This is a genomic window from Paraburkholderia tagetis, from assembly GCF_022213065.1.
Taxonomy (GTDB): domain Bacteria; phylum Pseudomonadota; class Gammaproteobacteria; order Burkholderiales; family Burkholderiaceae; genus Paraburkholderia; species Paraburkholderia tagetis.
Map to the genome: position 1 here is coordinate 21,103 of NZ_JAKLJA010000029.1, position 20,249 is coordinate 41,351.

Here is a 20,249-nt window from a genome sequence, read left to right on the forward strand (position 1 = left end):
TTGCCGGCTACGTGCCGCCAACAGGATAATTGACCTTCGATGGTCCGACGACCGGTGCATAGCGCCCGCAATGCATGACAAATGACCTCACCAACCTCGCCGGGAGCGACGACTATCGTCGCTGGCTTTCCGAGCTGAAACAACGCGTCGAGCGCGCGCGCCAGCGCGCGGCCGCCAGTGCGAACCGGGAGCTGATCCAGCTGTACTGGCAGATCGGGAGCGATATTCTCCAGCGGCAGCAGCAACAAGGATGGGGCGCCGCCGTCGTGGATCAGCTGGCGCGCGACCTCAAGTCCGCGTTCCCGGACATGCGCGGTTTCTCGCCACGCAACCTGAAATACATGCGCGCGCTTGCGCAAGCATGGCCGGATCCGGAATTTGTGCAGCAGCCTGCTGCACAAATTCCGTGGTTCCACCTTTGCACCTTGCTCGACAAGGTCAAAGGTACCGCGCATCGCGACTGGTATGCCGCCAAGGTGCTCGAACACGGCTGGTCGCGCAGCGTGCTGGTCATGCAGATCGAGACGGCCGCGCACGCACGCGCTGGCAATGCGGTCACCAATTTTGCAGAGCGGTTGCCGCCACCGCAATCCGATCTCGCGCGCGACGTGCTCAAGGATCCGTATATCTTCGACTTCCTCGGCTTGACCGAGAACGCCCAGGAGCGCGACATCGAGCGTGCGCTCACCCAGCACATCACGCGCTTCCTCCTCGAACTGGGCGCCGGCTTCGCGTTCGTGGGGCGCCAGTACCGGCTGGAGGTGGGCGGCGACGAGTTTTTTGTCGATCTGCTTTTCTACCATCTCAAGCTGCGTTGCTATATCGTCGTCGAACTGAAAACGACGCCGTTCAAGCCCGAATATGCGGGCCAGCTGAACTTCTACCTGTCCGCAATCGATGCGCAGGTCAAGGCGCCTGAGGACCAGCCGACCATCGGCCTGCTGCTGTGCAAGGAAAAGAACCGGCTCGTGGCGGAATATGCGCTGCGCGGCGTGGCCAAGCCAATGGGCGTCGCTGAGTATCAACTGATGCGCGAGGTGCCGCCCTCGCTGGAGACTGGGCTGCCGACCATCGATCAGATCGAGGCCGAACTGCGTCCTGACCTGCCGGACGGCACCGTGTAAACATCGCCGGGCGACGCGCGCCGCTTTCACCGGCAGGTACTAGCGTCGGTGACCGCCACATAGACCTGGCGACGCTCATCCTCGTCCGGTATCGGGCTGCCGTCGGCACCGCGCAGGCAGAAATCATTGCCCACCTTGACCCGCTTCCATCCTGGACGCGAGAGATAAAGCTTTTGTGTGCGAGTCCGACTCTATATTTTCAGCCAGCTTGGATCTTCCGCCGCGCGTCCTATACTAGATATGAGCCGCGCGGAAGCCGGCCCTGAAGCAGTAACGGACGGGAAACCCCGTTCAGTGGGGCGCGGTAGCGGGGCCACGGAAACGCCTGCGTGAACAACGTGGGCGTTTTCTTTGGCGGTTCCCGGCCGCGTGGCGCAGCGGGCGAGCGACAAACGCGGCGTCCGTTCGACCGTGCCAACCCGCTCAGCCCGATGCAGGGCCCCCGCAACAATTTTCACCGTGACGGGCCGGCGCGTTCTAGCGCCGAAGACTGAAAAGCCGCAGCAACTCGTCGCGCAACTCCGAGATATCGAGAACATGCTGCGCACGGGTCACGGCTACGTAGAGCAGGCGAAGCTCGCCCTCGTCCGGCATCGGGTTGCCATCGGCACCCCGCAAGCGGAAATCGTTCGCCACCTTGACCCGCTTCCATTCGAGGCCCTTGGCGCGGTGGACGGTCGAGATCACGTAGTCGGCGGTGCCTTCCGCCGCCGAGCGCTGCGCCAGCGCCCGCAGATAGCCGGTGCCCAGTTCGTCGACGATGCGCACAACCGGCAGCAGGTCCTGGCCGAATGCACTGCGCGCAAACGTCTGTGCGTCGCCCCACGTCTCGAACAGCGAAAACGCCGCCGGGCGGAACGCGCGTTGGCCGGCCAGCAGCCGGTCCGCGCCGTCGGCATAGGCGAGAATTTCGGCCGGACTCATCCGTATCGCCGGTCGATGTCCCGCCTCGAGTGCCGCCGCGAACTGCCAGATCGCCGTGACGTTCTTGCGGCACAGGATTGCATCGACCGGCGGCGCCAGCGCGGGGTCTTCCACCATGATCGAGCCGATGGCGCCCTGTCCACGGATGGGCGTGCGCTCACCGAGCAGTGCGAGCAGCCGGCTGGCGAGCGCCGCGAACGTGGTGCCAAAGCGGAACGACTCCGTGAGCGCGCATTCGGGTGCGTCGATCTGCGCCATCGCATTAACCGCGCCCCGCCACTCGTAGATCTGCTGGTAAGGGTCGCCCACGTAGATGATCTGCGCGTGGCGCTGCCGGCCAAGGACCGACAGTATGACACCGTCGCTGTCCTGCGCCTCGTCGAAGAGGATGTAGTCGGCTTCAATGCGTGGCTCCGAGAACGCCCAGAGCTTGAGGAGCACGTCAGGCGAAATGGCGCTCGTGGAGCGCACTGCTGCACCCTCTTCCCACAGCCGCCCGACGTAATGCAGCAAGTAGGTGCGCAGTTGCGCGGCCACCGCTTCGTCGATCTTTTCATCGACGACAATGTGCTGCGCTGCCGGCCGGACATCCGCGGACCGGCAAAACCTGTCCAGCCCATCGGCGATCATCCGCCCGATTTCGAACGGGGCGATCTCGACGGCCTTGCCCGTCACTGTCCGCACTTCCAGCGGGCCAAGCCCGTAACGCGCAGCCAGTTCGTGCGGCGGCTCGCCCTGAAGACTCATCCGGTTTCGCAGCGACGGGCTGACGGAGGCCCACGCCAGCGAATGCATCGTTCGTGCGTCGATGTGAGGTGGAAAACGCCGGGCCGCGCTCGCCGCGATTTCCCGGTTGAATGCGAGGTACGTGCCACATCGCTGGCCGAAATGCTCGGCCACGAGCTGGAGTGTGGAGGTCTTGCCCGCGCCGGCAAACGCCTTGATTTTCAGGTCCCCGGCGTGCAGCGCTGCCTCGATCACGGCCTGCTGCTCGCCCGTTGGGACAAATCTCCTTTTCACGAGATACCAGACCTCATGTGCGGTCGCTCCTGGCGATGTGGAATCGCTGATTTTCGCAGGCCTACAGCCGATAGCGCTGCGCGGCACCGGACGCGCCATCAGAATACGTCCGCGTTTGACGACCGGAGACACCACGCCTTGCGTTGCGGAAGCTGACAGTGCCCTTCACGTCTCAAGAAGCTCAAGCCCGTTTTCGGCACACCACTGCCTCAGCGCGCTATCGACTGCATCGGCTTCAAACGAGTACCAGCGCTCGAGAACGCCTTCACGCTCCAGCAAATCCTTGAAATGCGCATAAGCCCCTTGCCGCCGGAAAAATCCTTCGGCCTGGTCGTAACATGCAGGCAACTCCTGCGCGACAAAGCGCAAGGCGAGACGTCTTCCGAGATCGAGCTCGTTCTTGTGCGGTATCGCAAGGTAGCGATCTGACGTTTCAAGGTCGTCAGGAATCTCCTCGTCGAACGCGTCGCCGGAATCCGAAGTCCACCAGATCTTGCCCGTATCGAGCGAGACATACGCGTTATGCTCCGTTGGCGCCGCGTAGCTGACGAAGTCGAAGGCCAAAGAAAGATCATCGTGTTTGACTGCGACCATGGCTCTACTCACCCAGGTTGTACATGTCAGGTCGGCATACCGGCCCGGGGCCGGGGTTTGCCGCCCGTTTCGCCGCGTCGGCAACACGACTCAAAGCTCTTCGCTCGGGTCAGCGATATCGAGCCGGAATTGCCATCCTTCCGTGCTCATGAGCATTCGCCCGAGATCGTCCCACGAGAGCTCCTTGCCGTCGACCACCACGAGTGGCAGGCGCCCCGCCTGCGACTCGTCCCATTCGATGTGCCCGCGCACCGTGCTGTCAATGATCCGGCGCTCATGAAAATCGATGTGCCTGACCGATAACGCGCGACGTATCTTCTCAACGAGGCGCCCGAGCAGCACGAACACATCGCCGTCGACCTCGCAGATCAGCTGGAACCGGTAACCGGCGCGAAGTTCTCCGCGAAGCTCAAAGGCATCCAGTGCAATCCGGTCGCCCAGCAGCCGGAGCTGGAAATGGAACTGGTGCGGCTCTCCGTGGCAGTCGATCATCCGGATGGGGTCAAACCGGACGTTCTCGAAATCGGTGAATCCAGTGGACTCGGCAATCCTGGCATTGAAGCACTGCGTGCAGAGCAACTCATAGCGGCCATCGCCGGAGCCGCAGTGTATGGTGTCCCAGGGTGGCGTCTGGTTGCCGCATTGTTCGCAACGCTCTTGTCCCATGTCGTGCCTGCTGTAACGGTGCTTCCTGCAATCGCCGGGAGGATGGATTCCGGTTGCCGTCTTCGGCAATGTTCGTCGCCGTTGGCGGCGACTGGCAGCCCGACGAACCCGCAATGGTGTGCGTGGGAACCTGCGAACGGATGCGGATATTTTGACAGAGACTGCGAGTGCCTGCCATGCTTCGGGGGCGAGCAGCGCCCAGACTGGCGTCAAGCTTCTTTCGCAGCGTGGCCGGTAAGGCGACACGCCGTCCATGATCGACGCGTTCGATGAGCTCATTTCCGCACGACGTCTGCACACGAAAGCGAAACGTCCCCGGAACCCCACCACGTCCATATGCATCGCTGACGCAGCGCTACAGGGTCCGGAGCTTCAAAGCCGACACCGCTTCGACCCACAAATACAGGAATGCGAATTAAAATGTGATCATGTTGCTTATGTAAAAGTAAGTTAGAAGACCAGAGTTATTTATTGCCATCGCTGGCTTACACGATTCTGTGAGCCAGCAGACGCGAAAAGCGTCTCGCTGTCGCTAGCAGTCAATCGCCCCAAGGACGCGATTTTTCGCAATCCGCCCGTCTCGATCAGGCCGGGCGATGAATTGCGTGTATCCCTCATCCCTTCGGTCGGAGCGTCATGACGAAGCTCGTCGGTGTGCTGCCATTGCCGTCCGCCGGCATTGGCTCCGAATCCTCGATGGCGGCCACCACGGCACGATCCCACTGCGGATTTCCGCTCGGACGTTGGACCGTTACACTGAGCAGCGCCCCGCTGGGGGTGCACGTGACAGCGACTACCGCTGACGGGTTGCCCTCGATGTCGAAAGGCGCGAGGACGTTGGCGCGCACCCGACGTGCCACTTGCGAGGCATACGCTGCCAACGCGGCATGTCCACCATCTAGCAGCGGCCTCCCGGCCATTGCCTGAAGCGCAGCGAGCCGTGCTGCGCGCTCCCGGTCCAGCGACCGATTTCGCTGCTGCGCGACGCTCGGTTCCGCCGTCCGCGGCGCCCGAAGTGTCGCTCCAGCGCGCGCGATCCTCAAGTCGAGTCCACGCCGTTGCTCGGGCTTGACTGCCGTGTTGCGATGCCGCGCAAGCGGCGCCTGGTTGTTCGCGGCAACGAGCCGGGACTTCCCCGTCAGCCCTGATGCCCAGCTCCGCTTGTCCATGCGCGGGACTGGGACAGCAAGCATCAAAGGCTCTACCGACCCGGAAACGGCCATCTGCGGACCGGCGGATGCAGTTTGATGGTCTCTGGCGCCGGCAAACAGAAACGCCAGCAGCACGATATGCAGGGTCACCGCGAACCCAAACGCAAGCCCCATGCCGTGCTCGCGCGGCGGTCGTAGCTGCAGGCTGGACTTCGTGCTCATGGTGGATTGACGCCGACCCGCGCCCACACTCTGATGACGCGGCGAACTGGTGCCCGGTTTACTGCCACTTCCAGTGTAGTCCCGTTGCGGCGGAAAAACCCGGCCGTTGATTCCCTGATGCGTCGCCGCAACTGCAAACTGAGTTTGGGTCATCCATCAGGTCGGATTGGTGCTTCGCGTTCAAGCCGCGGGGGGGGGGGCGCCCCCCCCTCCGGGCTGTTAAGCAAATCTTGAAGATGCCGTGCCAATCTTGTTTCGTCGGCTGCGGAGGAACTCACTCGTTCACGCCTGAGGATCTGGCATGAGCTAAATCCGTTCGACTGTTTGCGTACCTGATGTGGGGGCCGTGTCGCAGCAGATCGCCATCGTCATCGATGGAAATGGGCAGTGGGTGACGCAGCGTAAATTGCCTGGGATGGCGGAGGCGGTATGCACGATCGTCGCAAGCTGCTCTAAGCGCGGCATCGGCTACCGGACGCTGTTCGCGTTCAGTTCGGAGCACTCGTTTCGCCCTCGCGCAGAAGTACCGTTTCTGATGTGCCTGTTCACCTCGGTGCTCAGCCGTGAGACGGCGCGGCTGGACAAGCACGGCATCCGGCTGCGAGTCGTGAGGGATCGCCGATGTTTGACGCAAGACCGCTCTCGCCTCCTTTCGGGCGAGGGAGCGTCGCAGTGATCGCGCACTTTCAGTCCCAGCGAAACGGCGAAGCCTTTTAAGTTTCTTTTAACGATATCCGCCTATATTGCAAGCGCTGTCATTTGGCGCCTGGCGCCTGCCATTCTAACGGTCTGCAGCGCGCGACGGCTCCGAGGAGCGGAGTGGTGTAATGAAATTCGGCCATCTCAAGGGTCTGGCGACCCTTTTACTGGCGGCGATTTCTTCAGGCTGCGTGGCGCAACCACCATCAATGCAAGGCTATTCTGGCAAGCCGGGCGGCTATGGCAAGGCCGAGTCACCGGGTCACGCACCGGTTATCGTGACGGACTTCTCTACACTCGTTCTCAGGAACGGGCCGGCGGTGGTTAATATCAGCACGACGACCCCGAAACCCACCGCCGAAACGCGGCGTCTCTGGCCCCCGGCGGGCAGAAACGACGATCCGTTCTCTCGCTTCTTTGAACAGTTTTCGTCCGCAACCCCCGGATTTACGGGAGATCCTTCGCAGAACCTCGGATCCGGCTTTATCGTGAACGCCAGCGGCTACATTCTCACGGCGTCCCAGGTCATCACCGGCGCCGCGAAGGTCAAAGTCACCCTCAACGACGGGCGCAAGTTCAAAGCCACGGTCGTCGGAAATGATCCTGCGAGCGGGATCGCGATGCTGAAAGTTCCGGCAACGAACCTTCCGACGCTCAAGATTGGAAGCGTAGCCAGCGAAAAGGCCGGAAACTGGGTTGCATCGATTGGCAATCCTTATGGAATGAGCGACACGGTAACCGCTGGCATCATCAGCAATATGGCGAGGGAACTGCCCCGCAGTTCATATATCCCCCTGATTCAAACCGACATGACGGAAAGCGCGGGCGACGCCGGCAGCCCGGTCCTCGATCCTGGCGGACACGTTATCGGCATGGAAACGCCTGTCATGCGCAGCTTTGGTGGCGTGGACGGACTGGCATTTGCGATTCCGATTGACGAGGCCATGAAGGTTGAGCAGCAGTTGCAACAGCATCATCAGGTCCGGCACGGACGGCTTGGCATCACCGTCCAGGACGTGAGTGCGCCGCTCGCGCAGGCGTTCGGCATGACAAAAACAAAGGGCGCGCTCGTCAGCTTCGTCAACCCGGGTGGGCCAGCGGCCAGGGCGGGTCTGCGCTCGGGCGACGTCATCCTTCAGATCGACGGGGCCGCTACCGATTCCACGCGATTGCCCATGAACGTGGCAGATCTCAAACCCGGCACCACCGTACATCTCGTGTACTGGCGCGACAACGCCGCGCACAACGCGTCGATCGTACTGGGCAAGCGGGGCAACGGCGCGCAATCCTCCACTGCTTCCGCTCGGGCCACGGCATCGGATGGACTCACGGTGCGCGGCCTGACGGCCGAGGAGCAACACGACGCAGGAGTCAAAGGCGGTGTCCGCGTCGTGGAGAGCGCCGGTCCCGCCGCATTCGCCGGCATCGAAGCGGGGGACATCATCCTGATGGTCGACAACAAGCCCATATCAAGTCCAATGCAGTTCCGCGACAAGGTCGACAGCAGCGGGCGTTCGCTTGCACTACTCGTAGAGCGCAACGGTGAACGGATGTTCGTGACCATGGATACGGGCTAGCCTCAATGGGATGCGCACGCCGGTCATCGCATGATCAATCGAGGAAGCCGAAATGAAACGTGCAGCAACGCCGCCGGACGAGCGGCGGGAATCCCATCGGCGCCTCTGGGTGCTCGTTTTCGCGCTTCCCGTGCTGATCATTGCCATGGTCACAGGCCTTGGAATTTTTGGCCTGCTCGTGCGATGGTTCAGCGCCTGAGTGCAATCTGCCTCTCGCGACGATCAGCCGGCACATCATGAACCGATGTCGACAGTCGAAGTACGGAGATTATGATGAAAGCTGCTCTCGATGAACCCGTTGACCCGCAACGTCGCATCTGGGTGATCGCAACCTCGACGGCAGGTGGTATCGCCGGCGTCGTGACGCTCATTCCCTTCATTGACTCCTTTGCGCCGCCCGCGAGCGCCAGGGACGCCGGCGCACCCGTGCATGCGGACCTGACGAATCTCATCCCGGGCTCGATGATGACCGTCGCCTGGCGCGGCAAACCGGTCTTTATCGTCAATCGCACCCCGGAAATGCTTTCTGCCGTAGTGAAAGCGAATCCGATGGTTGCCGATCCATACACCGGGCATCCGTTCTCCATGCCGTTGCCCGCTTATTGCCGCAACCAGTACCGTTCCCGCCCGGACCACCCGAATTTTCTCGTTGTTGTCGGCGTGTGCACGCATCTGGGCTGCACGCCAGTTCCCCGCTTTCAGGCCGGCGCGCAACCGGGTCTTCCGGATGACTGGCCCGGCGGCTTTCTCTGTCCGTGCCATGGCTCGACGTACGACCTCGCCGGACGTGTCTTCAAAGACAAGCCCGCGCCACAAAACCTCGATGTGCCGCGCTTTATGTTCACGTCTGCTACGAGCGTTGTCATCGGTCAGGACGAAATCAGTCAGGACTGACCGCTCGCGGGCACTGTCAGGCACGATGCAGGGACGCACGGCGGCACTGCGCTCGGTGAGCCTCTGGACGGCAGCCGACGCCTCGGCAGATCAAAGCGCCGGTGTCCGGCAATCGCGTTGCTCCACGGCCGCGCATTCACGCGGTTCGTGGATTCGGGCCACCGTGCCGCGATGGCTTCACATCCTCTCCTTCATGCCGTGCCTGATGAGCCACCAGTTCACCGGCCAGGTGGTGACGAACCCCGCTACCATCGCGATCTGCATGAATACCCAGTACCGGGCATCGACCGGCCTGAGCCCCGGAAACCCCTGCGCGAACGCGATCATGCGGCCAAACATGCCCAGCTCGTAGGCGATGAGCGAATGCGTATCGGCTTTCACCGCGGCGACAATGCCGGCGCGCAGTCTGAGTCCACGCATGGGTGCGATGAAAAATACTGGAAAGCGATGCCGATCAGATAGGCCAGCACAAACGCGAGAAGGAGTTTGCCACCAAGCCGTGATCCGGCCACGGTAATCGCCAGTCCGTACGCGAGCCATTCGCCGATAAAATCACCGGGCGCGCAGCCAGCCCCGCAGTGTGTTGCTCCCAGGAACGCGGCACGCCACATCGAAGGCGCACCCGGCGTCTTCCCCTGCCCGCATCGGTCTGCGTTTGCAGCGGGCTGCGCGCGTCCAAAGCGATATAGAAGATGAGCCTCGGAAGCCCCCAGTACAGTATTGTCAACGGCCACACGAAGACCATGACGGCCATCCGCTGATGGCGGGCGCCTCCCGTCACGTCCCAGGTAACCCAGGTGGCCGTAAGCACACTTACTCCCAAAGACTTCAATCATGCATGTCCCATGCGCTGCGCGCTCCGACAGTTGCATGGCCCGGCATCCGGAAGCGGGCTCGCCGGCCGGTGAGCGGGAGAAGGCATTCGTCGCGTCGAGCGACCGCGGAGGCGCAATTGCTGTTCGGCACCGGTGTTTTCCATGCAGGTCGTATCGCAGCAGCGGTCTGGACTGCGCAGCGACGCGAGTTGGTACAGATGGAGGACCGCAAACTGGATTGTGTTCGGCGCTTCACCTGATCTGGTGCAACTGCAGACGTCCGAACGACCCGAGCTCACCGGCTCTCACGGCTGACGCAATCGCTCCCAGCCACCAGTCATCGTAAGAGAGGGACAGCGATACCGCGATCGATGTAATGGCTACCGCGGTGGCCTGCGCACGACCGGACATGACCATTCATGAGGCAGCACGAACGCTTGCCGGCAAACACATCAGCTACATGTCCGTTGTCGACGCAACAGGTAAGCTGGTCGGGACGATTTCCGAAAGTAATTTGCTACATCGCGCGGAAATCGGCACGGAGTCGAAGCGGCGCGGGCGGTGGTCGGAATGCGCCCGCGCGAACTCGCCAGCGAATACGTCAACGAACACGCGCGCCTCGTAGCTGACGTGTTGACCACCGACGTTCTCACGGTGGCTGAAGATGCGTCGCCTGGCAAAATCGCGGAGTTGATGGGCAAGCATCGAATCAAGCGCATTTCCGTTCTGAACAATGGCAGGATAACCGGGCTCGTCAGTTGCGCCGATCCCATTCGTGCGCTGGTGAGTGTCGAGCCCGATTTACGCGGCGTATCACGCCAGGCGACCGAGAAATGCGCGAAGCCATTCGCGCCGCATTGAGCGGGAGCCGCTGGGCGTTGTTGCCGCAGAACGTCATCGTCAGCAACGGCGTGGTGCACCTGTGGGGCGCGATTTCGAGCGAAGAAGGACGCAAGGCCATTTGCGTCACCGCCGGGAATGTCGCGGGCGTCAAGGAAGTAAAAAATCACCTGGACTTACAATGGCCTTTTGCACGACAGCACAACTGCGCCTATATTTTATGTCACACAGTGACCTGTTTCTGGTTCAACGCCCTGAATGGAGCGATCTATGCCACCGAAGCCCCGCAAGGTGACAGAGGAGGTCACGAGGGCCGACCTGGAGGAGCTCTCCGAGTTCCGCTATCGGCTGCGCCGGTTCCTGCGGCTTTCGGAGGCAATCGTGCACGCAGAGGGTGTGACGCCGCTGCAGTACATGCTGATGCTGCACACGCGCGCGTTTCCCGACCGCGACTGGGCCACCGTGGGCGAACTCGCTGAGCGCCTGCAGGCTTCGTCGCACGGCACAGTCGCGCTGGTCACACGCTGCGAGGCTGCAGGACTGGTCAGCCGGGTGCCGAGCGCTCACGATCGCAGGCAGGTTCAGGTGCAACTGACGCCCGAGGGCGAGCGCTGCCTCAAGAGGCTGGCCGCGGCCCACAAGACGGAAGTCCAGGCTTTCGGCTGGGCATTCAGGGAAGAGAGAATCTAGCACCGACAGGCAGCGGCCCGTAGAGCCGCGCCGACATTCAAAACGCCACACACAGGAAGAAGAGCAACGCACAAGGTCAGGGGCGACTGAAAGCAAGGAGTTCGGTATGAGCACACCCTCAAGCCTGACCCTCGAAGGCAAACTCCGGCGCGACGCCGGAATCGTAGGGCTGCTGTTTGCCAGCACCACCAGCATGATCGGCTCGGGCTGGCTGTTCGGCGCGTATCACGCCTCCCGCATCGCAGGACCGTACAGCATCGGCAGCTGGATCCTGGGCGCCATCATCATCATGTTGATTGCGCTGTGCTTCGCGGAGCTGGCCGCGCTCTTTCCGCGCAGCGGCGCGCTGGTCCACATGAGCCACGCCAGCCACGGCGAAGGGCTCGGCCGCATCTGGTGCTGGCTGCTGTTTCTGGCCTATGTGCCGGTGCCGGCAGTCGAAGCGGAGGCGATCGTCACCTACGCGAACAATTATTTGCCGTGGTTCATCCGCCCTGGCAGTTCCGGGCTGCTTACGTTGACGGGGTTCATCGCCTGTGCCGTGCTGCTCGGCGTCATGGCGCTCCTGAACCTGATGGTGGTGCGCTGGCTGCTCAACGTGAACTCCACCATCACGTGGTGGAAGATCCTGGTGCCGCTCGTCACCATCGCCGGGCTGATCGTGGCGAGCACACACTGGGACGTCATGCAGGCTGCGCCCGGCACGTACAAGCTTTCCGGCATGTTCACGGCGTTGCCGGCCGCCGGCATCGTCTTCAGCTATCTCGGCTTTCGCACGGCCATCGACCTGGGCGGCGAGACCGCCAACCCGCACCGCGACATCCCGCTTGCCGTGGTAGGGGCCGTGGTGCTGGCCGCCGTCATCTACATTCTGCTCCAGGTCGCGTTCATCATGGCGCTCTCGCCCGGTGACCTCGCGCACGGCTGGGCGCAGTTGAGCTTCAAGGGCGAAATGGGACCGTTCGCCGGACTCGCGGCCACGCTCGGGCTCGGCTGGATGGCGACGCTGCTCTACATCGACGCCTATGTCTCGCCGGGCGGCACCGGCCTCATGTACATGACGGGCGGCTCGCGCGTCCTGTTCGCCAGCGGTGAAATGAATGCAGGCCCGCGCGCGCTCACGCGCCTGAACGACAACAAGATTCCATGGGTCGGCGTGCTCGCGATGTGGGTCGTCGGTGTGCTGTTTCTGCTGCCCTTCCCTGCGTGGCAGCAAATGGTCAACTACATTACTTCCGTTACCGTGTTGACCTATGGCCTCGGTCCCGTCGCGCTCATGGTCCTGCGGCGCAATCTGCCGGATCTCCAACGGCCGTTCCGCATGAGCGGCGCCGGCATCATCGCCCCGCTCGCCTTTATCTGCAGCAACCTCATCATCTACTGGACGGGCTTCAAGACCAACAATTTCCTGTTCTCGCTGGTGGCGATCGGCTTCGTGCTCTATGCGCTGCACTATCACCTCATCGCGCGGCGCAGCGTGCACGACTTCGGCTGGCGCCATATCGCGTGGCTGCTGCCCTGGTTCGGCGGCCTGTGGGTGCTGTCGTGGCTCGGCGGGATCGGCGGAGGGCGCGGGGCGATCAGCTTCGGCTGGGACATCCTGGTCGTCACGCTCTGGAGCATCGTGGTGCTGGTGCTTGCGCTGCGCTGCTCGTTGAACGCGAATGAGACGGCGAACATGATGTCGCGCATGAACAGCACCAGCTAGCGTCGACGACCCGCCGACTACGGCACAGCAACCGATGATAGCCGGGAGCGCGTAGCCATGAACGATGAGACGAGGCAACAGGCGATCAGCAAGGCAGCCCGCCGTGCCGTGCACGTTGCGTCGGGGCGTGCGGCGCCAGCCGCCGTGCCCGACGACGACACACAGCCAGTCGGCATCTATCTGCTGTGCTTTTACGCGTTCCTCGTGGGCATCGTCACCGGCCTCGGTGCCGTCGTGTTCCGCGGCCTGATTGGCGCCGTGCACAACACGTTCTTTCTCGGCCGCCTGTCGTTTTCCTACGATGCAAGCCGGTTTACGCCCGCCGCCCCCTGGGGCGCATGGGTGATTCTCGTACCCGTGGCAGGCGGCCTCGTGGTCACCTGGCTCGTCAGCACTTTCGCGCCCGAGGCGAAGGGGCACGGCGTCCCGGAGGTCATGGATGCGATTTACTTCCGGCGCGGCGTGATCCGGCCGGTCGTCGCCGTCGTGAAGTCGCTCGCGTCGGCATTCGCCATCGGCACCGGGGCGGCGGTCGGGCGCGAAGGACCCATCATCCAGATTGGTTCGGCGCTGGGCTCGACACTGGGCCAGGCAATGCCGATGGCCGCCGGCCAGCGCATCACGCTGGTCGCGGCCGGCGCGGGCGCGGGGATCGCCGCCACCTTCAACACGCCCATTGGCGGCGTCCTCTTCGCCACCGAACTGATGATGCCGGAAATCAGCGTCAATACCTTCTTGCCCGTTGCCCTCGCGACGGGTACGGCCACTTTCGTCGGGCGGCTTTTTTTCGGCGGCGAACCCGCGTTTCTCGTGCCTGTGCAACTGGGCGCGTTGCCCAATCATCCGGGCAGCGCCCTCACGATGCTGCTGTATGCGGTACTTGGGGCGATCACCGGCGTCGCCGCAGCGGGGCTCATACGTGCGCTGCACTGGGCCGAGGATAGCTTCGACCGTATCCGGTCGCGTTACTGGCGTCACGCGCTCGGAATGCTGCTTGTCGGTTCCCTGATGTACGTGTTGATGCGCCATGCGGGCCACTACTATGTGGAGGGCGTCGGCTACGCGACGATCCAGGCGACACTCTATGGGCAACTGCAGGGTGGACTATTTCTGCTCGCGCTCGCCCTGGCCAAAATGTTCGCGACTTCAGTCAGCCTGGGCTCGGGGTCGTCGGGCGGGGTCTTTTCGCCGTCGCTGTACATGGGCGCGACGCTCGGGGCAGCAATCGCGTCGGCGTTCCAGCTCGTTTTGCCAGGCGTTCCGGTTAGCGCGCCTGCCTTCGCAATGGTGGGCATGGGCGCGATGGTCGGCGCGGGGACTGGTGCTGCGATGACGGCGGTGGCGATGATCTTCGAAATGACCCGCGACTACGACATCGTGCTGCCGATGATCATCGCCGTCGCTTTTGGTCTCGGCGCCCGTCGTCTGCTCTCGCCAGAGAGCATCTACACCCTCAAGCTCACGCGCCGCGGACACGTGATTCCGAACGCACTGCACGCCAACATGTTCATGGTGCAAAGCGCTGCACAGGTCATGGAAACGGACGTCCTCGTGCTCGATGCAGCGGTGCCGTTCCGCGATCTGCTGCGCTCGCCCGGCGACCCGGCGTTTCGTCACGTGGTCGTCACACGCAATGGACAGATAAACGGCGTACTGCGCATCAATACCGGACTGCGCAAGGCGGTGAGTCGCGACGATCCATCCGTGACACTCGGCCGGCTCGCGCAGCACAATTACATCGTCGTTGCCGAGTCCGATGCCGCGTTCGACGTCATCAACCAGCTGCGCCAGCACCGGGCGACGATGGCCATCGTCGTCACGGGCGATGCTTCGGCGATGCTGCGGGTCAGCGGTGTCATCGCCAAAGAACATATTGCCGACGCAGTCGCAAGCAGCATCCGCATTTTCCCGGCGCGTGCGAACAAGGGCACCCGCAGTTCGCCAGAAGCTGGCGATCCGTCGCGAGGTGACCCGCCGGCCTCTGGAGCAAAAACGGAGAATCGTCGTGAAACTGAAAGCTGAATGGCGTGAAGTCCGCACGCGCATCGAAGCCGCGTTGCATCCAGCAAAGCAACACGATACCCCGGGATTCGCCGGCACGGTCGAGGATGACCGCGAATGGGTGGTCGTCTATCGAACGGCAAACGGATTTTGCTGCATGTATTGTGGGCTGCCCGTCGATTTCGAGGACATGCTGGACGTCCAGACGTGGGCGGATGAAATGGATGTACGTACCTATTACATGGGATTGTGAATCGTGTGGCGGCTCAGGACGTCCGGACCAACCTGATATGGATTACTGATGGTAAAGCAGGTCGGCGCGCCGGTTCTGGGCCCACGACGCCTCGTCGTGACCAGGCGCCACAGGCTTCTCCTTGCCAAGGCTGACAGCTTCAAGCCGGGAGCCCGAGACGCCGAGCGATTCGAGTTCGTGCAGCACGGCTTCAGACGGGCGCGCCCTGAGCGCGAGGTTGTACTCGTCCGTGCAACGCTCGTCAGTATTGCCCTGGATCAGTACATGCTGCGCCGGGTGGTCGCGCAGATAGCTGGCGTGATCGCGTGGTAGCGGCAGGTAATCGATCTTCACGTCATAGCTGTCGAAGTCGAAATAAATACTGCTTTTGGCGAGCGGACTGTTGGGGCGCTGAGTTCGTCGACCGACGAAAGGCTCCCGGTGACCGGCTGCGTGGTAGCAGCGTTCATGTTTGATACGCCACCTGATGCCGGAACTGTGGTCGTCGAGTGGCATCCGGCAAGCAGCGCGGCCAGCAGGATTGCAGTGCAGGTTCGGCTCAGGCGCATGACGGCCTCCGGTTCGGTAGCGAAGCATCGATATTCCGGTTGCAGTCCAGGTGGCAACATCGCAGGATTCCAGCGCATTTTGCGTGTCGAATGTGTATTTCCGTGAGCAGAGCCACGCACCGGAGTGATCAGGCGCAATGGCGTGCCAGAATCGACAGATTTAAGCTTCCTTTAAGTATATCGGCGTAAAGTGCCACAAATGTCACGCCGTGACATTTCTTGCGATATGCTTGCAGCGAGCGCACCGCATGATTAGGCGTCATCGTTGTACCCTCAGCTTGCTGGACTGAAAACGTCCAGTTGCCACCGGTAGAGTGCCGGGGGCAGCTCCCCTGACCCAGCGTTGCCGCTGGGTTTTTTTTCGATTGCCCAGATGCGCACCTCCTCCACGTCGCCGACTCCCTCCTCGCGCATGAGCGCGCCCGAAATGCGCGCGACCGTGTCGCTGGCCGCGATCTTCGCGCTGCGCATGCTGGGCCTGTTCATGATCATGCCGGTGTTTTCGGTCTATGCGAAAACCATTCCCGGCGGCGACAACGTGCTGCTCGTCGGCATCGCCCTTGGCGCCTACGGCGTCACGCAGTCGCTTCTCTACATCTTTTACGGCTGGCTTTCCGACAGGATGGGCCGCAAGCCCGTGATCATCACCGGCCTCGTGATCTTCGCCCTGGGCAGCTTCGTGGCGGCCTTCGCGCACGACATCACCTGGATCATCGTCGGCCGGGTGATTCAGGGCATGGGCGCGATTTCCTCGGCGGTCCTCGCGTTCATCGCCGACCTCACCTCCGAAGAGCACCGCACCAAGGCCATGGCGATGGTGGGTGGCTCGATCGGCCTGTCCTTCGCCGTGGCGATCGTGGGTGCGCCCATCGTATTTCACTGGGTGGGCATGAGCGGCCTGTTCGCGCTCGTCGGCGTGTTCTCGATCCTCGCGGTGGGCGTCGTGCTGTGGATCGTGCCCGATGCACCCAGGCCCGTGCATGTGCGTGCGCCATTCGCCGAAGTCCTGCGCAACGTGGAACTGCTGCGCCTGAACTTCGGCGTGCTCGTGCTGCACGCCACACAGACCGCGCTCTTTCTCGTCGTGCCGCGTCTGCTGGTGGACGCGGGTCTGCCGGTCGCCGCGCACTGGAAGATTTATCTGCCGGTGATGGGTGTCTCGTTCGTCCTGATGGTGCCTGCCATCATCGCCGCAGAAAAGCGGGGCAAGATGAAGGCCGTGCTGTGCTCGGCCATTGCGCTTGTCCTGATCGGCCAGCTTCTTCTCGGCTCGCTTGCGCATACCATTGCAATCGTGGCGGCCGTGCTGTTCGTGTACTTCCTTGGGTTCAACATCCTGGAGGCTTCGCAGCCCTCGCTGGTGTCCAAGCTCGCACCGGGCAACCGCAAGGGCGCGGCCACGGGCGTCTATAACACCACCCAGTCGATCGGGCTTGCACTCGGCGGCGTGGTGGGTGGGTGGCTGCTCAAGTACGGCAGCGCGAGCGCCGTGTTCTACACGTGTTCGGGGCTCGTGTTCTGCTGGCTCCTGATCGCGGCCAGCATGAAGGCGCCGCCGCTGCGCCGTGCCTGATTTTTTTGAGTGCCGGCACGAACTGAAGGAAACGCCTGTACCATCAACATAACGACAATCGACAAACAGGGGATACCGATCTTGCGAATCTTCGGTCTGGTCGACAAGCGAACGTTACAGCGCGTCAACCGGCTGTGGCTCCACTATGGCGTGTTCTGGCTGGGCGCGATCGCGGTCGGCCTCGTCGCCGTGCTCTACGCAAAGCTGATCGACTTCGGTTACGCGCTGTTCCTGCATTACGCGGCTGAGCGGTTCTGGCTGCCACTCCTCGTTGCGCCTGCAACGGGTGCCGTGACGGTCTGGCTCACGCGGCGGTTTTTCGCTGGCTCCGAAGGCAGCGGCATTCCGCAGGTCATTGCGATGCTGCATGGGCCGAACGAGCTCGGGCCACAACTGCTCACGCTGCGCATCCTCATCGGCAAGATTTTCATCTCGTTCCTGGCGATTCTCGGTGGATTCACGATTGGCCGCGAAGGCCCCACCATTCATGTCGGCGCCGCCCTGATGTTCAGCCTGCGACGCTTCTATCCACAGCGCTTCCTCGCCATCCGGCCAGGTGTGCTCGAACGCAGGCTGGCGCTCGCGGGCGCCGCCGCCGGCCTCTCCGCGGCATTCAATGCGCCGCTCGCCGGCGTCGTGTTTGCCATCGAAGAACTCATGCGCAGTTTCGAGCAGCGCACGAGCGGTGTCCTCGTCACGGCCATCATCTTTGCTGGCGTCGTTTCGCTGGGGCTCCAGGGCAACTACGTCTATTTCGGCACGATCGATATCGGCTCGGGGCTGCCCCGCTCGCTGAGCCTCGCCGTCGTGCTGATTGGCGTGTTCGCCGGCGTGCTGGGCGGATGTTTCTGCTGGCTGCTGCTCAATACCCGGCGCTGGATGCCGCAGGTGCTGCTCGACATGCGCGCACAACGGCCGGTGCTGTTCGGGGCGCTCTGCGGCCTCGTCATCGCCATCGTTGGCGTACTGTCGCACCGTCACACGTTTGGCAGCGGCTATGCCGAGGCGCGCGGCATGCTCGAGGGCACTGCGCACGTCAGCGCGGCGTATCCCATTCTCAAGCTCACCTCGATGGTGGGCTCGTACCTGCCGGGCGCACCCGGCGGCCTGTTCGCGCCGTCGCTGGCCATCGGCTCCGGCATCGGCAATACCTTGCACATGGTGTTCTCGCACATGCAGCTCCCGATGCTGATCGCGCTCGGCATGGTTGGATATCTCGCGGCGGTCACTCAGAGTCCGATCACGGCGTTCGTGATTGTCATCGAGATGATCAACGGGCACGCACTCGTCATTTCGCTGATGGCCACCGCGCTCATCTCGAGCCGCGTCTCGCGCTTTTTTGCGCCACCGCTGTACGAGGCGTTATCGGAGCGCTATCTGCGCGAGTCATGACTTCTAGGCCTGCCGTGCGCGCCTGTCCAGATACCAACGGGGTTGAAATGAAGATTGCCGACAAGGTCGAACAGCGTCTGCTGGGCACGGCGCGTACGCTGTGCCTCATCTCCCTGGTCGCCGCCGTGCTGGCGATGACCGCCCTCATGTTCGCGCTAGCCGCGCCTGGCAAGGCGCAACCGGTCGCCGATCCGCCGGTGCGCGCGACCGACGTGCTCGCGTCGATCCCGGGCTCGGAGGCGTCCAACGATGCGATATCTGACAACAACGTGGGCAACAGCGCGAGCGACGGTGCGGCCGCGTTGTCGATCCAGGCCGCTGCGGGACTGACGGTCTCTGCCCCGCTGCGTCAGGTCCTGAGCCAGGACAACGCAAGCCAGCCGCTCCTGGAAGCGTGGCTGGATAGCGTACCCCTCCCGGACCGGCAGGCATTCCTCAATGAGCTTTCCGACGTGGTCGCGCATGCCAACCAGCATGCGGCGGCGTGGGAATGGGATGATCGCAACCGCTACGTTGCGGCAGCGATGAATCAATATGCCCGTGTCAAGACGGAGCGCATTGCGTCCGCGCAAAGCGCCATCGCCGCGGCGCACGACCGGATCGCGCAGTTCAGGTCGTCGCTGGGGACGCTACTCGCGCTGACCGGATTCCTCACGTTGTTGCTGGTGCTGATCTCCATCGAGCGCAACACCCGTCATCTGCGCGCCGAACGAAAGGTCTGATGCAATCGACCGCGAGCGTTCGAGCTGCACAACCGGGCCGCGCTGGTTGAGCGATGCGTACCCGGACGTGTCGATTCATCGGGAATGGTCGTCCGGAAAAGGAAAAAACTCTCCCGGCATCCGCGGCGCAAGCCACGCGCCAATCTGCGGGACGCTCATCTCACTACACAATCGCGCACGAGAAGTCCGACACGGCTGCGCGGCGTGAATGAGGCCGCGAAGCGCATGGCGGCGTCCTGCTGACGCAACATGAAGCCCCGCAGACGTTGCTCATACGCTGAAAAGGCACGTGCGAAATCCCCATCTGCAATGTTCAACCCTTCCGCCAGAACATAGGCGCCCAGCATCGCAAACGCTGCGCCCGCACCAGCAGCAACGAAGGGCTCTGCGCGGCATCCCCCCAATAGCGCGACCCTGCCCCTTGTCCATCTGGGCATGCGAACCTGGCTGACTGCATCGAAATAGAGCTCAGGCGTGATATCGAATTGCGCCAGAATCTCACGTGTTTCCTAGCCATCGCAGGCAAAACACGCACGGAGCCTGGCCTTCTGCGCGGCCACATTGTGAGCGGCAATGCCAGCCTTTGTGGTCTCTGCAAACACCAAAAGAAATGCGTTTCGGCCTTCTCGCATGGCGTATCGGCTGATCTGCCGGCCAGGCCTCGCGAAACTCACATAGGTCGCTTCATCCCGATGCGGATAGCCAGCAGATCAAAGCATCGCCTCTCTCCCCCCGAGAGCTCGACCACGACGCCTTGGGCGTTCTGGATCACCGAATGCATGGAGACGCTGTATAACACCTCAACCCGGTCGCTGATCGTGTCGTAGAGCGTTCGC

Annotated in this window: 20 protein-coding genes and 2 pseudogenes; 15 read left to right on the forward strand and 7 right to left on the reverse strand. The window is 62.8% G+C overall.

Going from position 1 to position 20,249, the window contains the following annotated elements; translation table 11 throughout:
* Positions 1-74 precede the first annotated feature (74 nt).
* Positions 75-1,124, forward strand: coding sequence for a PDDEXK nuclease domain-containing protein (locus tag L5014_RS26740; protein ID WP_238466820.1), 1,050 nt, complete (start codon positions 75-77; stop codon positions 1,122-1,124).
* A 477-nt stretch (positions 1,125-1,601) separates the two neighbouring features.
* On the opposite strand, the gene L5014_RS26745 is transcribed toward L5014_RS26740, so the two are convergent.
* The 4 genes from L5014_RS26745 to L5014_RS26760 form a co-directional block, all read right to left on the reverse strand.
* Positions 1,602-3,068, reverse strand: coding sequence for a UvrD-helicase domain-containing protein (locus L5014_RS26745; RefSeq protein WP_238466887.1), 1,467 nt, complete (start codon positions 3,066-3,068; stop codon positions 1,602-1,604).
* A 165-nt stretch (positions 3,069-3,233) separates the two neighbouring features.
* The gene (locus tag L5014_RS26750) at positions 3,234-3,662 is read right to left on the reverse strand and encodes a hypothetical protein (RefSeq protein ID WP_238466821.1); all 429 of its coding nucleotides are present in this window, start codon (positions 3,660-3,662) and stop codon (positions 3,234-3,236) included.
* Positions 3,663-3,752: 90 nt separating this feature from the next.
* Complete coding sequence (locus tag L5014_RS26755; RefSeq protein WP_238466822.1) at positions 3,753-4,328, reverse strand: DUF7713 domain-containing protein; 576 nt, start codon at positions 4,326-4,328, stop codon at positions 3,753-3,755.
* A 614-nt stretch (positions 4,329-4,942) separates the two neighbouring features.
* The gene (locus L5014_RS26760) at positions 4,943-5,701 is read right to left on the reverse strand and encodes a TonB family protein (RefSeq protein ID WP_238466823.1); all 759 of its coding nucleotides are present in this window, start codon (positions 5,699-5,701) and stop codon (positions 4,943-4,945) included.
* 346 nt (positions 5,702-6,047) lie between these two features.
* Here L5014_RS26760 and L5014_RS26765 point away from each other — a divergent pair, with 346 nt between their 5' ends.
* From L5014_RS26765 to petA, 4 genes are all read left to right on the forward strand, one after another.
* Positions 6,048-6,377 carry an undecaprenyl diphosphate synthase family protein gene (locus L5014_RS26765; protein ID WP_238466824.1) on the forward strand — a complete coding sequence of 110 codons (330 nt, stop codon included), beginning with the start codon at positions 6,048-6,050 and terminating at the stop codon, positions 6,375-6,377.
* Between the two features lie 151 nt (positions 6,378-6,528).
* Positions 6,529-7,977, forward strand: a complete 1,449-nt coding sequence (locus tag L5014_RS26770) for a trypsin-like peptidase domain-containing protein (RefSeq protein WP_238466825.1) — start codon at positions 6,529-6,531, stop codon at positions 7,975-7,977.
* A 52-nt stretch (positions 7,978-8,029) separates the two neighbouring features.
* Positions 8,030-8,176: a hypothetical protein gene (locus tag L5014_RS26775; RefSeq protein ID WP_238466826.1), complete on the forward strand. Its 147-nt coding sequence runs from the start codon at positions 8,030-8,032 to the stop codon at positions 8,174-8,176.
* A 74-nt stretch (positions 8,177-8,250) separates the two neighbouring features.
* On the forward strand, positions 8,251-8,871 hold the full coding sequence (gene petA / locus L5014_RS26780) for a ubiquinol-cytochrome c reductase iron-sulfur subunit (protein ID WP_238466888.1): 621 nt from the start codon (positions 8,251-8,253) through the stop codon (positions 8,869-8,871).
* 177 nt (positions 8,872-9,048) lie between these two features.
* Here petA and L5014_RS39060 read toward each other — a convergent pair.
* A pseudogene (locus tag L5014_RS39060) lies at positions 9,049-9,743 on the reverse strand (DUF4396 domain-containing protein).
* A gap of 352 nt (positions 9,744-10,095) precedes the next feature.
* On the opposite strand from L5014_RS39060, the gene L5014_RS26795 reads away from it, so the two are divergent.
* The 7 genes from L5014_RS26795 to L5014_RS26825 all read left to right on the forward strand — a co-directional run bounded on the left by L5014_RS26795 (position 10,096) and on the right by L5014_RS26825 (position 15,178).
* Positions 10,096-10,311 carry a CBS domain-containing protein gene (locus tag L5014_RS26795; protein WP_238466889.1) on the forward strand — a complete coding sequence of 72 codons (216 nt, stop codon included), beginning with the start codon at positions 10,096-10,098 and terminating at the stop codon, positions 10,309-10,311.
* Positions 10,257-10,547, forward strand: a complete 291-nt coding sequence (locus tag L5014_RS26800) for a CBS domain-containing protein (RefSeq protein ID WP_238466828.1) — start codon at positions 10,257-10,259, stop codon at positions 10,545-10,547. Before L5014_RS26795 ends, L5014_RS26800 begins: the two co-directional genes overlap by 55 nt.
* A complete protein-coding gene (locus tag L5014_RS26805) occupies positions 10,520-11,005 on the forward strand; it encodes a BON domain-containing protein (RefSeq protein WP_238466829.1) in 486 nt (161 codons plus the stop codon). Before L5014_RS26800 ends, L5014_RS26805 begins: the two co-directional genes overlap by 28 nt.
* Positions 10,887-11,216, forward strand: a complete 330-nt coding sequence (locus L5014_RS26810; RefSeq protein WP_238466890.1) for a MarR family winged helix-turn-helix transcriptional regulator — start codon at positions 10,887-10,889, stop codon at positions 11,214-11,216. Before L5014_RS26805 ends, L5014_RS26810 begins: the two co-directional genes overlap by 119 nt.
* 106 nt (positions 11,217-11,322) lie before the next feature.
* Positions 11,323-12,924 (forward strand): APC family permease, encoded by a 1,602-nt coding sequence (locus L5014_RS26815; RefSeq protein WP_238466830.1) that lies wholly within the window; start codon positions 11,323-11,325, stop codon positions 12,922-12,924.
* 57 nt (positions 12,925-12,981) lie between these two features.
* Entirely contained in the window at positions 12,982-14,946 is a 1,965-nt protein-coding gene (locus L5014_RS26820) for a chloride channel protein (RefSeq protein WP_238466831.1), read from the forward strand.
* Positions 14,930-15,178 (forward strand): hypothetical protein, encoded by a 249-nt coding sequence (locus L5014_RS26825; RefSeq protein WP_238466832.1) that lies wholly within the window; start codon positions 14,930-14,932, stop codon positions 15,176-15,178. The genes L5014_RS26820 and L5014_RS26825 overlap by 17 nt, the downstream gene beginning before the upstream one ends.
* 42 nt (positions 15,179-15,220) lie before the next feature.
* Here L5014_RS26825 and L5014_RS26830 read toward each other — a convergent pair.
* Positions 15,221-15,726, reverse strand: a pseudogene (locus L5014_RS26830) (OmpA family protein).
* A 373-nt stretch (positions 15,727-16,099) separates the two neighbouring features.
* Between L5014_RS26830 and L5014_RS26835 the strand changes: the two are divergent.
* The 3 genes from L5014_RS26835 to L5014_RS26845 all read left to right on the forward strand — a co-directional run bounded on the left by L5014_RS26835 (position 16,100) and on the right by L5014_RS26845 (position 19,413).
* Positions 16,100-17,299, forward strand: a complete 1,200-nt coding sequence (locus tag L5014_RS26835) for an MFS transporter (protein ID WP_338019336.1) — start codon at positions 16,100-16,102, stop codon at positions 17,297-17,299.
* A 78-nt stretch (positions 17,300-17,377) separates the two neighbouring features.
* Complete coding sequence (locus L5014_RS26840; protein WP_420800146.1) at positions 17,378-18,691, forward strand: chloride channel protein; 1,314 nt, start codon at positions 17,378-17,380, stop codon at positions 18,689-18,691.
* Positions 18,692-18,738: 47 nt separating this feature from the next.
* Entirely contained in the window at positions 18,739-19,413 is a 675-nt protein-coding gene (locus tag L5014_RS26845) for a hypothetical protein (protein WP_238466834.1), read from the forward strand.
* A 155-nt stretch (positions 19,414-19,568) separates the two neighbouring features.
* On the opposite strand, the gene L5014_RS26850 is transcribed toward L5014_RS26845, so the two are convergent.
* On the reverse strand, positions 19,569-19,760 hold the full coding sequence (locus L5014_RS26850) for a hypothetical protein (protein WP_238466835.1): 192 nt from the start codon (positions 19,758-19,760) through the stop codon (positions 19,569-19,571).
* Between the last annotated feature and the right edge of the window lie 489 nt (positions 19,761-20,249).